Raw genomic sequence first — 13,118 nt, forward strand, 5'->3', positions numbered from 1 at the left:
GCGCCGCCGCGAGCATGGCGTGGCATGCTCTCCCCGCCCGTATCGCGACTCTGAATGGGAAGCACCTCTTGGCCTTCACACTGCTCCGCACCACCGAGATCCCCGCACCGCCGGAGAAGGTCTGGGCCGTGCTCACCGACCTCGGCGCCTGGGCCGACTGGAACCCCTTCATCTTCGAGACCGCGGGCGAGTTCACCGTCGGCTCCCGGCTCACGCTCAAGATGCGCGACACCGAAGGTTCGGTGATGACCTTCAGCCCGACGGTCCGGGCCGTCGACGCCCCGCACGAACTGCGCTGGCTGGGCCGCCTCATCATGCCCGGCATCTTCGACGGCGAGCACCGCTTCGAGCTCACCGCCGTCGAAGGCGGCACCCGCCTGGTCCAGAGCGAGGGCTTCCGCGGCCTGCTCGTCCCGTTCCTGCGCAAACGGCTCCAGGAGCGCACCGGCCCGCAGTTCGAGGCCATGAACAACGCCCTCGCCGAACGCGTCGCCGCGCTCGGCTGAGCGGCCCGGCACGAAAAACGGGGCGCCACCGGTCAACCCGGTGGCGCCCCGCCCTCGTCTCAGAGATCAGACCGACCGCAAGGTCGCTCCCACGCGCTCTGCGGCAACCACCACGGCGGCGTCACGCGCGGCGACGGCCTCCTCGGCGGTCAGCGTCCGGTCCCCGGCCCGCAACGTCAGCCGGTACGCCAGCGACTTGCGTCCCTCGCCCACCTGCTCACCGGAGTACACGTCGAACAACTCGATCGCCTCAAGAAGCTCGCCGGCACCGCTCGACAGGGCCCGCGAGACCTCCGCCGCCGGCGTCGCCGCGTCGGTGACCACGGCCACGTCGATGAGGAACGGAGGGTAGATCGACACTCCCGGAGCCCGCACGATCCCGGGCAGCGGCAGCGCGTCGAGGTCCAGCTCCATCGCGCAGGTCCGCCGCGGCAGTTCGAGGGCCTCACAGACCTCCGGGTGCAGCTCACCGGCGTGGCCGATGACGCGCCCGTCGTGCAGCAGCTCGGCGCAACGGCCCGGGTGCCACGGCGCGTACTCGCCCTGGCGCACGGTCAGCTCCACCCCGGCGGCGCGCGCGACCGTGTCGGCCGCGGCGACCGCGTCGGTCCAGTCGGCCGCGCGTCCCGCACCCCACCAGCCCGCCGGCGCGAAATCGCCGGTGAGGACCACGGCGACGTGCCGCGGCTGGTCGGGCACCACGGCGGCGACCTTCGCGAGGTCGGCGTCGTCGGGACGACGGTCGACGGGCAGTTCGGGGACCGGCAGGTCCTCCGCGCCGGGCTTCGGGAGGAACACCAGACCCGCCTCGTACAGCGCCAGATCCCGGTGCCCGCGCCCGATGTTGCGCTTCAGCGCCCCCAGCAGGGGAGGGAGCAGCGAGGTGCGCAGCTCCGGCTCGGTCGCCGCGATCGGGTTGGCGATCCGCAGCACGCGGCGGCGGACGTCGTCGGCGGCCAGCCCGAAGGCGTCGTGCACCTCCGGAGCGACGAACGGATAACAGAGCGTCTCGACGTACCCGGCCTCGGCGAGCGAACGGCCAACGGAACGGCGGCGCCGCTGCCCGCGGGTCAGACCCCGGCCCTGCGTGGCGTTCGGGAGCTCGCCGGTCAGCATGTCGTAGCCGCGGACCCGGATGACCTCTTCGGCGTAGTCGGCCGGGTCGGTCAGGTCGGGCCGCCAGCTCGGCGGCGTCGTGACGAGCACGTCACCGTCCACCTCGACCTCGCAGCCCACGGTCCGCAGGGCCCCGGCGGTCTCCTCGACGGAGTAGTCCAGCCCGGCCAGGCGGCTCGCGAGACCCGCGTCGAGACGGACGGCCTCGGCGGGACGGCGGTGGTCGACGTCGGCGACGTGCTCGTCGAGCACCCCGCCGCCGTACTCGACCAGCAGCTCCGCCGCACGAGTCGCCGCGACGGCGCACAACTCCGGGTCGGCGCCGCGCTCGAAGCGCTTACCGGCCTCGCTGACCAGCCTGTGGCGCCGGGAGGTCCGCGCGATCGACACCGGCTCCCAGTTGGCGGCCTCGAACAGCACCTCGGTGGTGTCGTCGGCGACCTCGCTGGTGGAACCGCCCATGACGCCGGCGAGGGAGGTCACGCCGGAGTCGTCGGCGATGACGATGTCCTCGGGGTCGAGGACGCGCTGCACGTCGTCGAGGGTGGTGAGCTTCTCCCCCGGGTGCGCGCGGCGGACCACGAGGGTCCCGCGCAGCGCCGCGCGGTCGAAGGCGTGCAAGGGCTGACCCAGCTCCAGCATCAGGTAGTTGGTGATGTCGACCGCGAGCGAGATCGGCCGCATGCCCGCGTGGGTCAGGCGGCGCTGCATCCACAGCGGCGACTGCGCCTTCGGGTCGACGCCGGTGACGGCGCGCAGCGCGAAGCGCGGGCAGGCCTCGGTGTCCTCGACCCGCAGCGGGTACGGGCCCTCGCCGGTGGCCTCGGCGGCGACGGTCAGCGCCGCCGGGTCGCGGAAGTCGACGTTCATCGACTGCGCCAGCTCGCGCGCGATGCCACGCACGGAGAAGCAGTAGCCCCGGTCGGGGGTCACGTTGACCTCGAAGACCACGTCGTCGAGACCGACGACCGGGCGGGCGTCGGCGCCGACGGCGGCCTCGACATCGGAGGGCAGGACGATGATGCCGTCGTGCTCGTCGGACACGCCCAGCTCACGCGCCGAACAGATCATGCCGTCGGAGAGGCGACCGTAGGTCTTGCGGGAGGCGATCGCGAAACCACCGGGCAGGACCGCGCCGGGCAGCGCCACGACCACCAGGTCGCCTTCGGCGAAGTTCCGGGCACCGCAGATGATGCTGCGCGGCTCGGCCTCGCCGACCTCGACGTGGCAGTGCCGGATCGGCTTCTTGAACTCGGTGAGCTCCTCGACGCTCACCACACGCCCGACGACCAGCGGACCGGAGACCCGCTCGCGCAGGTCCTCCACCGACTCGGTCTCCAGGCCCGCGCCGACCAGCGCGGTGTCGATCTCCAGCGGGGTCGCCTCGGCGGGGACCGCGGCGTACTCGCGCAGCCAGGACAGCGAAACGCGCATCAGACCTCCATTCCGTAGGCGCGGGCGAAGCGAACGTCGCCTTCGACCATGTGCCGCATGTCGGTGACTCCCGAGCGCAGCATCAGCGTGCGCTCGATGCCCATCCCGAAGGCGAAACCGGTGTAGACGTCGGGGTCGATCCCGCAGGCGCGCAGGACGCGCGGGTTGACCATCCCGCAACCGCCCCACTCGATCCAGCGGGGACCGTCGCGGTGGTCGGGCCACCACAGGTCGAGCTCGGCGCTCGGCTCGGTGAAGGGGAAGTACGAGGGACGCATGCGCGTGACGATGTCGGCGCCGATCATCTCCCGCGCGAAGTGCTCAAGGGTCCCGCGCATGTGGCGCATCGTGATGCCCTTGTCCACGACGAGGCCCTCGACCTGGTGGAAGACCGGCGTGTGGGTCGCGTCGAGCTCGTCGGTCCGGTACACGCGACCGGGGCACACGACGTAGATCGGCGGCTCACGGTCGAGCATGCTGCGCACCTGCACCGGCGAGGTGTGCGTGCGCAGGACGAGGTCCTTCGAGACCTGCCCCGCGGCGGTCTTCAGGTAGAAGGTGTCCATCATCTGGCGCGCGGGGTGATCGGGACCCATGTTGAGCGCGTCGAAGTTGTACCAGGAGGACTCGACCTCCGGGCCTTCGGCGATCTCATAGCCCATGCCGGTGAACAGGTCCTCGACCTGCTCGCCGAGGACCGTCAGCGGGTGGCGGGCGCCCTGGGCGCGGCGGTCGACGGGAAGCGTGACGTCGACGGTCTCCTCACGCAGGACCCGGGCCGCGCGCTCGGCCTCCAGGACCGCGCGGCGGGCGTCGAAGGCCGCCTGGACCGCCTGCCGCGCCTGGTTGACGTTCTTCCCGGCGTCGGCCTTGGCCGCGGGCGGAAGCGCCCCGATCTCGCGCCGCGCGAGCGACACGGGCGCGCGGTCACCGAGGTGGAGGTGCTTCACCGCGGCGAGCGCGTCAAGGTCGACGGCCTCGGCGAAGGACTTCTCGGCCTCGACGACGGCCTGCTCCAGGGCGGCCGGATCGAGGAGGGCGACCTGCTTGGGGTCGTACGGATCATTGCGGTACGTCATGGCTCACTCTCGTAAAGACTCACCGGTGGGGAAGTCTAGGACCTGGCTGGACGCGCGGCTGCGCCGCCTGCCCGCCGGTGTGGAGAGAAGCCCTACGTGTCGACTACCGCAGCGGCCCGCCACCGGCGGGCCCGCTAAACCACGACGCCGAGATGCGCCGGGGGCCTCGAAGGGCTCCGGCGGGCGGCATGTGGGCGGGGTAGGACACGGGTGAAGTGTAGCGGAGGCGACGGAGGCGGGGCTTCGGGTTATCCGCCCGTCAGCTCCGCTGCGCCCGCGCGCTGGTGTACAGGCAGATCGCCGCCGCCGCCGCGAGGTTCAGGCTCTCCGCGGCACCGAAGATCGGAATCTTCACCTTCAGGTCGGCGGCCTCCGCCAGTTCCGGGGGCAGTCCGTGCGCCTCCGAGCCGAACATCCACGTCGTCGGCCCGTCGAGGCCGCCGGTGTCGGCGAGGGTGTGCAGGTCGGTGTCGCCGTGGGCGTCGGCGGCGAGCACCTTCGTGCCGGCCGCGCGCAGCCGCGCCAACAGCGCCGCGGGGTCTCCCCCACGCACCACCGGCACATGGAAGAGGCTTCCGGCGGCCGAGCGCACGCACTTGCCGTTGTAGGGGTCGACCGTGTCGTCGGGGAAGACGACGGCGTCGGCGCCCGCGGCGTCGGCGGTGCGCAGGATCGTCCCGGCGTTGCCGGGATCGGAGATGCCGGCGAGCATCACGCCCAGGTTCAGGGCGGGAGGCAGGGGCACGTCGACGTAGGCGCACACCGCGACCAGGCCTTGCGGCTGGACGGTGTCGCACAGCGCGGCGAGCGCCTGCTCGTCCACGGTGGACACGCGCGGGGCGTCGTCGGCGAAGGCCGCGTACCGGGCCAGGGCCTCGGTGGTGCCGAAGAGTTCGGCGACGGCACCGGCGGCGAGGGCCTCGCGGACGGCCTGCGGGCCTTCGGCGAGGAACTCGCGGCGGGCGTCGCGGTTGCGGCGCCGCAGGAGTTTGCGGGCATTGATAACCCGGGGGGTCCGTACCGTGTACGGATCCACCCCGGGTGAGTTGTCCTGCATGCGCCTAGGCGTTGACAGCCGGCAGCGACTTGCGGGCGACCTCGACCAGCGCGGTGAACGCGGCGGCGTCGGTGACGGCCAGGTCGGCGAGGACCTTGCGGTCGACCTCGACACCGGCGATCGTCAGGCCCTGCATGAACCGGTTGTACGTCATTCCGTTGGCGCGGGCCGCGGCGTTGATGCGCGTGATCCACAGCCGGCGGAACTCGCCCTTGCGAGCGCGACGGTCCCGGTAGGAGTAAGTGAGCGAGTGGAGCAGCTGCTCCTTCGCCTTGCGGTACAGGCGGGAACGCTGGCCGCGGTAACCACTGGCGGCCTCCAGAACGGAGCGGCGCTTCTTCTGGGCGTTGACTGCCCGCTTTACACGTGCCACGGGTGAATCTCCTCATCACGACCGCCGGAGACCGGCGGTCTGGATCGATGCTCTTGACTGCGATGCGGGGTCAGAGCCCGAGCATCTTCTTGACCCGCTTGAGGTCGCCCTTGGCGACCTCGACGGTGCCGGCGAGCTTGCGCGTCAGAGTCGACGGCTTGTGCTCCAGGTAGTGGCGACGGTTCGCGCGCTGACGCACGATCTTGCCGCTGCCGGTCACCTTGACCCGCTTGCCCATGCCACTGTGGCTCTTCATTTTCGGCATTGTGCCGCTACTCCTCGGGGTTTTCTACTCGACGACTGCCGCTGCGGCGGCCGCTTCGGCCTCTGCTTCGGCTTCCGCCTTGGCGACCGCGGGAGCCTGCTTGGCTCGGTGCGGCGCCATCACCATGATCATGTTGCGGCCGTCGAGGCGGGGCATCGACTCGACGAGACCGAACTCCTCCACGTCACCGGCGAGCCGTTCCAGCAGGCGCTTGCCCATCTCGGGGCGGCTCTGCTCACGGCCGCGGAACATGATCGTCACCTTGACCTTGTCCCCGGCCTTGAGGAAGCGCAGGACGTGACCCTTTTTGGTCTCGTAGTCATGCGTGTCGATCTTGAGCCGGAGCTTCATCTCTTTGATGACGGTCTGTTGCTGGTTGCGCCGAGCCTCACGCGCCTTGAGCGCGGCCTCGTACTTGTACTTGCCGTAGTCCATGAGTTTGCACACCGGGGGGCGTGCCATGGGCGCAACCTCGACCAGATCCAGGTCAACGTCGGCGGCAAGCTGCAGGGCCTGGTCCAGGGAGACGATCCCGACCTGTTCTCCCTGCGGGCCGACGAGCCGGACTTCCCGTGCCCGGATCTGTTCGTTCACGCGCGCGTCGCTGATGGGGCCTCCTTGAGTCTGCGAATACACCGTTGGTCTGTGGACGACCGTTCGCAAGAGGCGGGCTCAACCCCAAAGAACAAGGCCCCAGGCGCACCGTGGGTGCGCTTGAGGCCCGCTCGACCGGTGCCGGGCACACCAGGGTGCACGGCTGTGCTCGCACGGACGTCACGACGGACGCCTGTGCGAACGACCGGACCCGGCCGCCTATTCCTGGTCCTTCAGTCGAAACTGACTGCCAGGCGGCTGCTCGGGTGGGAGCGGGGCTCCGCTTGCGACATCGGCGGTCCGTGTCCGGGTCCGTACGACTCGAAAGGATCGAGCGCAAGGCGAGGACACCGACGATGTGGTCGACACCCAAGAGTACCAGGTCGTGCTCAGTCCCGCGACTCGCCCTTGGCGGTGGCCAGCATGGCGCGCAGCCGGCGGACGGCGGCGACGGCCTCACCCTTGTCGACGGCCTGGATCGCCATCACGGAGACCTCGTCGTCGTCTTCGAGTTCGAGGCTGGCCCACGAGGAGCCGCGCTCGAAGCGCACCGCGCGCACGACCTCCCAGGGCAGGTCGTAGTTGCCGACGACGTTGCGGACATGCACGCCCTTGGCGTCGGCCTTGATCAGCGGCCGGGTGAACAGCAGGATCAGCCCGGCGCCGAGCAGGCCGAGGATCGCCATCGCGAACTGGTCGGCGGGTTCGAAGACCCCGCCGCCGTCGGTCGGGCCGGTCAGGCCGAGGGCGAGCAGGAAGAAGACGACGACCACGGTGCCCGCGGCGATCCAGCAGGCGCGGCGGGCCTTGCGGGGGCGGAAGACGACGGGTTCGATCCGGTCCACGCCTTGAGTCTCCTCGACGTTCGCGGCGTTCATCTACGCGCCCTCCTCGGCGGTCAGGTAACGCCGAAGGACCTCGGCGCACTCACGGATCAGCGGGATCTCGACCCGCTCGTCCTGCTTGTGGGCGAGGTTGGGGTCGCCGGGGCCGTAGTTGACGGCGGGGATGCCCAGCGCGGCGAAGCGCGCGACGTCGGTCCAGCCGAGCTTGCCGGTCGGCGGGCGGCCGACGGCGGCGATGAACTCCTTGGCGGCGGGCTCGTCGAGACCCGGCCGGGCGCCGGGGGCGCTGTCGGCGATGGTGACGTCGAGTCCGGCGAAGACCTCGCGGACGTGCGCCTCGGCGGCGGCCTCGTCACGGTCGGGCGCGAAGCGGAAGTTGACCTGGACCACGCACTCGTCGGGGACGACGTTGCCGGCCACCCCGCCGTTGATGAACATGGCGTTGAGGCCCTCGCGGTAGTCGCAGCCGTCGATGGTGACCTTGCGGGCCTCGTAGCGGGCGAGGCGGTTGAGGACCTCGGCGGCGGAGTGGACGGCGTTGCTGCCCAGCCAGCTGCGGGCGGCGTGGGCGCGGGTTCCGGTGGTGCGGACGTCGGCGCGCATGGTGCCCTGGCAGCCCGCCTCGACGCCGGCGTAGGTCGGCTCCAGGAGAAGCGCGAAGTCGGCGGCGAGCCATTCGGGGCGGGTCTTGGCGACGCGGTTGAGTCCGTTGCGCTCGGCCTCGATCTCCTCGCAGTCGTAGAAGGCGAAGGAGAGGTCGTGTCGCGGGTCGGTGAGGGTCGCGGCGAAGTGCAGCGCCAGGGCGGTGCCCGACTTCATGTCGGAGGTGCCGCAGCCCCACATGATGTCGCCCTCGGTGCGGGTCGGGAAGTTGTCGTTGAGGGGGACGGTGTCGGTGTGGCCGGCGAGCATGACCCGGCGCGGGCGCCCGAGGTCGGTGCGGGCGAAGACGACGTTGCCGTCGCGTTCGACGGTGAGATGGTCGAGCCCGGTGAGCGCCTTCTCGATGGCGTCGGAGATCGCGTCCTCATCACCCGAGACGGACTCGATGTCGCAGAGCGCGCGGGTCAGGGCGACGGGATCGGCGAGTGTCTTTTCGTCAAGTACGGCCACGAACGATCACGATACGCGCCGCCCCTCGGCTCAGGTCCCACCACTCGCCCTCTTGAAAATCTTCTTCGGCCCGGCGAAGCTGTGAGGAGTTTTTCTACACCCTCCACCCCTTGGTCTTGAAGGGATCCGCCCCATGACCTCCAGTGATCTGACCCGCAGGCGCCTGCTCAAGGCGTCCCTGGCCACCGCCGCCGTCTCGGTCGCGGGCGCCGGTCTCGCCCTTCCGGGCACCGCGCAGGCCCACTCGGGGAAGTTCCCGCCCATCATCGACTGCGACTCCTGGGGCGCCCGCCCGCCGTCGAGTCCCCTGTCGACGAGCGCCATCGCCACCAACAAGATCATCGTCCACCACATGGCCTTCCCCAACGTGACCGACTACTCCCGCGAGCAGGCGGTCAAGCTGGCCAAGGACTGCCAGGACCTGCACATGGACGGCAACGGCTGGTCCGACACCGGCCAGCACTTCACCGTCAGCCGCGGCGGCTACATCATGGAGGGCCGCCGGGGCAGCCTCGACGCGCTGCGCAACGGCACCAACCAGATCATCTCGGCGCACTGCCCGGGTGAGAACGGCCGCGCCATCGGCATCGAGAACGAGGGCACCTACGTCACCGAGACACCCCCCGAGGAGCTCTTCGACTCGCTGACCGACCTATGCGTGGCGATCTGCCGGAAGTACGGTCTGCACGCCCACGACATCTTCGGCCACTGGGACTACCGCTCGACGCTGTGCCCCGGCGCGGCCTTCTACCGCCAGTTCCCGAAGCTGCGCAGGCACGTCGCCGACAAGCTCGACACCCGTCACCGCGACATCCCCGAGCGTCGCTGGCCCGACACCTGGCGCTTCGTCGGCGGGCCGGTCGTGCGCGTCGCGCAGTACCTCCTCAAGGCCAAGGGCTACGACGTGCCGCTGGACAGCGTCTTCGGCGCCTCGACGGTCGCGGCCGTGCAGGACTGGCAGTCGCGCAACAACATCCCGGTCGACGTCGACGCCACGCTGACGCCCCCGACCTGGGAGACCCTCGCGCCCGAGCTCGGCCGCCACGACAGCGGCCTGGCGGTCGAAGCGATCCAGTTCATGCTCAACGGGAAGGGCTACGCCGAGGTCGCCCTCACCGGCGAGTTCGACCGCGCGACGAAGGACGCCCTGCAGGACGTGCAGCGTCTGCACGGACTTCCGCGCAACGGCAAGGTGTCGATGAGCACCTGGTGCGCGGTCACCGGAGGCGTCGTTCGCAAGGCCTTCTGACGCACCGACGTCGTCCGCTTCGGGCCCGTTCTCAGCCCGGGCCCGGATGGACGGCGCGCCCGGCGGTGAAACTCCTGGGTCCGCCGGGCGCGCGGCGACGGTCGCGCGGACGCCCTCCGCGCGGCCGTCGCGGTACACCGGTCGCCAACGCCGGTCAGATGACGGATTCGACGCCGAAACGAATTCCATACCGTTGCCGCATAAGCGTTCCACCAGCGGAAACGGGAGTTCGAGATGACCTTCACAGTAGCCATCGCCGGGGGCGGCATCGGCGGCCTGACCCTCGCCCACGGCCTGCGCGGAGCCGGTGTCCCCGTCACGGTGTTCGAGCGGGACCACACCGAGCGGGAGCGCCTCCAGGGCTACCGGATCCACATCAGCCCGAAAGGCTGCCGGGCCCTGCACGAGTGCCTCCCCGGGCACCTGTACCGCGCGTTCGCCGACAGTTCCGGCAAGCCGAACACCTCGCTCGGCTTCTACGACGAGGACCTGCGCCGGCTGCTGGTCATCGGCGAGGAGAACCCCGCCGGCGAGCAGTACGTCGACGGTTACCGGTCGGTCAACCGGATGGCCCTGCGCAAGGTCCTGCTCGCCGATCTCGACGACGTGGTCGTCTTCGGGAAGCGGTTCACGCGTTACGAGGATCTTCCCGGTGGTCGGGTCCGCGCCCACTTCGACGACGGGACCCACGGCGACGCCGACCTCCTCGTCGGCGCCGACGGGGCCGGGTCGCGGGTCCGCGAGCAGCGGCTCCCCCACGCTCCCCGCGTCGACACCGGCGCCTTCACCATCTCGGGGAAGGTCGCGTTGACCGACGAGACCCGCACGCTGCTGCCACGCCAGATGTTCGCCGGCTCCGGCATGGTCTTCGGGCCCGACGGGAAGTCGATGTTCCTGGCCGCGCACGAGTTCCGCGGCGAGCGCGCGAGCGCGCCGGCGGACCTGCTGTGGGACGAGACGGCCGACTACATCATGTGGAACATGGTGACGACCTGGGACAAGGTCGGCGAGCGCGCGTCGGTGACGTCGCTGGGGCCGGAGGCCTTGCGAGATCTGGCGATGGAGGCGGTCGCGGGCTGGCATGGCGGGCTGCGGGAGCTGATGCGCCGCAGCGACCTGGGCACGGTGATGGTCTACCCCTTCACGGCCGCGACGCCGGTGGCGGCGTGGAAGCCGTCCAACGTGACGTTGCTGGGCGATGCCGTGCACTGCATGCCGCCGACGGCGGGTGCGGGCGCGAACACCGCGATCCTCGACGCGGGAGTGCTGCGCCGCCGGATCACGGCCGTGGCGAGGGGTGAGAGCGAGCTGCTCGCCGCCGTCGGCGCCTACGAGGAGGAGATGCGCGGCTACGCCTACCCGACGGTGAGGCGGGCGTTGCGGAACCTGAGGTCGGGCGTCAGCGACAGCCCCTTCGCCCGCGCGATGACGCGGACGGTGTTCCGGACGATCGACCGCGTCGGGCCGATCAAGCGGAAGATGTCGGCGGCGATGACGAGGTAGCGCGCCGGGGCCGCCGCCCGGGTGGGCGGCGGCCTTCGTGTCGCTAACTTCGCCGCGAGTTTCGCCCCGCGCCCGGAGATCACGACCGCGGTGGCGGTGATGGCGACGCCCGCGACGACCCAGGGTGAGGGGGCGTCGCCGGTGCGGACGACGTCGAGGGCGAGGGCGCCGGTGAGCTGGCCGGCGAGGACCGCGAAGCCGCTGCGGAGGACGCCGAGGGAGGCGACGGACACGACGACGGCGGCGACGACGAAGGGGCCGACGAGTCCGCCGATGTAGAGCCACGGTTCCGAGGGCAGGCCGTTCCAGGGGATGGTGCCGGTCAGGCGCAGTGGTGCGAACACGACGAGTACGGCGGTGGTGCCGACGGCGAAGTTGACCATGCTGGAGGAGAAGGGCTGCCGGGAGACCATCGTGACGCGGGCGTTGAGGGCGCCTTGGCCGGCAAGGCCCATGCCCATCACGGCGACCACGGGCAGCAGCCACCAGGCGGATGCGCCGTCGAAACCGCGCCCGAACTGGGCGACGACGACGGCGGTGACCGCCATGAGGGTGCCGAGGACGCGCCAGACCGTGATGCGGCTGCGGCCGTGCGGGCCGAGGCCGACGCGGTCGGCGAGCAGGCCGCCGGCGGTCTGGCCGCAGACCTGGCCGACGGTGAACAGCGCGACGCCGAGGAGCGGAACGGTGAAGGCGCCGGTGAACAGGAACACCGAGCCGAACATCCCGCCGATGTAGACCCACCAGGGCTGCGGGTTGCGGCGGACGCGGGCGAGGCCTCGTCGCGTCGCCGGGACGGAGATGAGGATCGCCAGCAGCAGGACGCCGCCGATGAGGTTGCTGACGACGGCCGCCGACAGGGGCGAGCCCAGCCGGAGGCCGAGCTCGGCGTTGACGGCCGACTGGGTGGCGGTGGCCAGTCCGGCGAGTGCCGCGACCGTGATCGCGACGATCGCGGGTACGGGCGGTCTCGCCGGGACAACCTTGTCTTCGACCGCTGTGGCTCTAGCGGGCTCGCTTTCCGGCATGGGGGCCTCCGGACAGGGGTGGGTAGGGGTCGGCCCCCGCACTCGCGTGCGGGGGCCGTGTTCCGCCGGTCAGATCCGGCACGCGTGTATCCGGGTGACGAGGATGCCTCGCGCGCCGATCGCGTACAGCTCGTCCATGATCCGCTGCACCTGCCGGGCCGGGGTCATCGCCTGTACGGCGACCCAGCCTTCGCGGTGCAGCGGCGACACGGTCGGCGACTCGATGCCCGGGGTGAGGGCGCTGGCCTGTTCGACGAGTTCGACGCGCACGTCGTAGGCGAGCATCACGTACTCGCGCGCGACGAGGACGCCGCGCAGGCGTCGGACGAGCCCGTCGGCGGCCTCGCTGGAGGGTCCGCCGGCGCGGCGGATGAGCGCGGCCTCCGACTCCAGGAGGGCGTCCCCGAAGGGTTCGAGCCCGGCCTGGCGCAGGGTGGCGCCGGTCGAGACGACGTCGGCGACCACGTCGGCGACGCCGAGGCCGACGGCGTTCTCCACGGCTCCGTCGAGGCGGATCACCTCGGCCTCCAGACCGCGTTCGCCGAGGTGGCGGGCGACCAGGCCCGGGTAGGAGGTGGCGATCCGGCGTCCGCCGAGGTCGTCGACGGAGTCGACGGTGCCGGGGCGGGCCGCGTAGCGGAACACCGAACCGCCGAAGCCGAGCGCGAGGACCTCCTCGGCGGGGGCGCCGGAGTCGATGAGCAGGTCGCGGCCGGTGATGCCGAGGTCGAGGTCGCCCGACCCGACGTAGGTGGCGATGTCGCGGGGGCGCAGGTAGAAGAACTCGATGCCGTTGTCGTTGTCGACGCAGGTCAGGTCGCGCTCGGCGCGACGCTGTCGGTATCCGGCCTCGGTCAGCATGACCGAGGCGCTCGTGGACAGGGATCCCTTGTTGGGCAGGGCCACACGTAGCACTTTCGTCTCCTCTTGGAGTTCACCTCTCATGGACGGGGGCG

General features: G+C 71.2%; 12 protein-coding genes and 1 pseudogene. 3 read left to right on the top strand and 10 right to left on the bottom strand.

Features of this window, described 5'->3' with window-relative positions:
• Positions 1-68 precede the first annotated feature (68 nt).
• On the top strand, positions 69-506 hold the full coding sequence (locus tag HNR73_RS35820; protein WP_184792505.1) for an SRPBCC domain-containing protein: 438 nt from the start codon (positions 69-71) through the stop codon (positions 504-506).
• A gap of 66 nt (positions 507-572) precedes the next feature.
• On the opposite strand, the gene pheT is transcribed toward HNR73_RS35820, so the two are convergent.
• From pheT to dapE, 8 genes are all read right to left on the bottom strand, one after another.
• Positions 573-3,056: a phenylalanine--tRNA ligase subunit beta gene (gene pheT / locus HNR73_RS35825; RefSeq protein ID WP_184792506.1), complete on the bottom strand. Its 2,484-nt coding sequence runs from the start codon at positions 3,054-3,056 to the stop codon at positions 573-575.
• Positions 3,056-4,135, bottom strand: coding sequence for a phenylalanine--tRNA ligase subunit alpha (gene pheS / locus HNR73_RS35830; protein WP_184792507.1), 1,080 nt, complete (start codon positions 4,133-4,135; stop codon positions 3,056-3,058). The genes pheT and pheS overlap by 1 nt, the downstream gene beginning before the upstream one ends.
• A gap of 259 nt (positions 4,136-4,394) precedes the next feature.
• Positions 4,395-5,192, bottom strand: a complete 798-nt coding sequence (locus tag HNR73_RS35835; RefSeq protein ID WP_184792508.1) for a TrmH family RNA methyltransferase — start codon at positions 5,190-5,192, stop codon at positions 4,395-4,397.
• Between the two features lie 4 nt (positions 5,193-5,196).
• On the bottom strand, positions 5,197-5,565 hold the full coding sequence (rplT, locus tag HNR73_RS35840) for a 50S ribosomal protein L20 (protein ID WP_184792509.1): 369 nt from the start codon (positions 5,563-5,565) through the stop codon (positions 5,197-5,199).
• A 70-nt stretch (positions 5,566-5,635) separates the two neighbouring features.
• Positions 5,636-5,830, bottom strand: coding sequence for a 50S ribosomal protein L35 (rpmI, locus tag HNR73_RS35845; protein WP_184792510.1), 195 nt, complete (start codon positions 5,828-5,830; stop codon positions 5,636-5,638).
• 24 nt (positions 5,831-5,854) lie between these two features.
• Positions 5,855-6,424, bottom strand: a complete 570-nt coding sequence (infC, locus tag HNR73_RS35850) for a translation initiation factor IF-3 (protein ID WP_184792511.1) — start codon at positions 6,422-6,424, stop codon at positions 5,855-5,857.
• Positions 6,425-6,813: 389 nt separating this feature from the next.
• Complete coding sequence (locus HNR73_RS35855) at positions 6,814-7,302, bottom strand: PH domain-containing protein (RefSeq protein WP_184792512.1); 489 nt, start codon at positions 7,300-7,302, stop codon at positions 6,814-6,816.
• Positions 7,303-8,382: a succinyl-diaminopimelate desuccinylase gene (gene dapE / locus HNR73_RS35860; protein ID WP_184792513.1), complete on the bottom strand. Its 1,080-nt coding sequence runs from the start codon at positions 8,380-8,382 to the stop codon at positions 7,303-7,305. It lies immediately after the preceding gene.
• 133 nt (positions 8,383-8,515) lie between these two features.
• Here dapE and HNR73_RS35865 point away from each other — a divergent pair, with 133 nt between their 5' ends.
• The gene (locus HNR73_RS35865) at positions 8,516-9,631 is read left to right on the top strand and encodes a peptidoglycan recognition protein family protein (RefSeq protein WP_184792514.1); all 1,116 of its coding nucleotides are present in this window, start codon (positions 8,516-8,518) and stop codon (positions 9,629-9,631) included.
• Between the two features lie 234 nt (positions 9,632-9,865).
• Positions 9,866-11,134, top strand: coding sequence for an FAD-dependent oxidoreductase (locus HNR73_RS40430; protein ID WP_239122326.1), 1,269 nt, complete (start codon positions 9,866-9,868; stop codon positions 11,132-11,134).
• 92 nt (positions 11,135-11,226) lie between these two features.
• On the opposite strand, the pseudogene HNR73_RS35870 reads toward HNR73_RS40430, so the two are convergent.
• Both HNR73_RS35870 and hisG read right to left on the bottom strand, forming a co-directional pair.
• Positions 11,227-12,162 (bottom strand): annotated as a pseudogene (locus HNR73_RS35870) (DMT family transporter); the annotation flags it as partial.
• Positions 12,163-12,231: 69 nt separating this feature from the next.
• Positions 12,232-13,077 carry an ATP phosphoribosyltransferase gene (hisG, locus tag HNR73_RS35875; protein WP_184792516.1) on the bottom strand — a complete coding sequence of 282 codons (846 nt, stop codon included), beginning with the start codon at positions 13,075-13,077 and terminating at the stop codon, positions 12,232-12,234.
• Positions 13,078-13,118 lie beyond the last annotated feature (41 nt).

It is taken from the genome of Phytomonospora endophytica, from assembly GCF_014202425.1.
GTDB lineage: Bacteria > Actinomycetota > Actinomycetes > Mycobacteriales > Micromonosporaceae > Phytomonospora > Phytomonospora endophytica.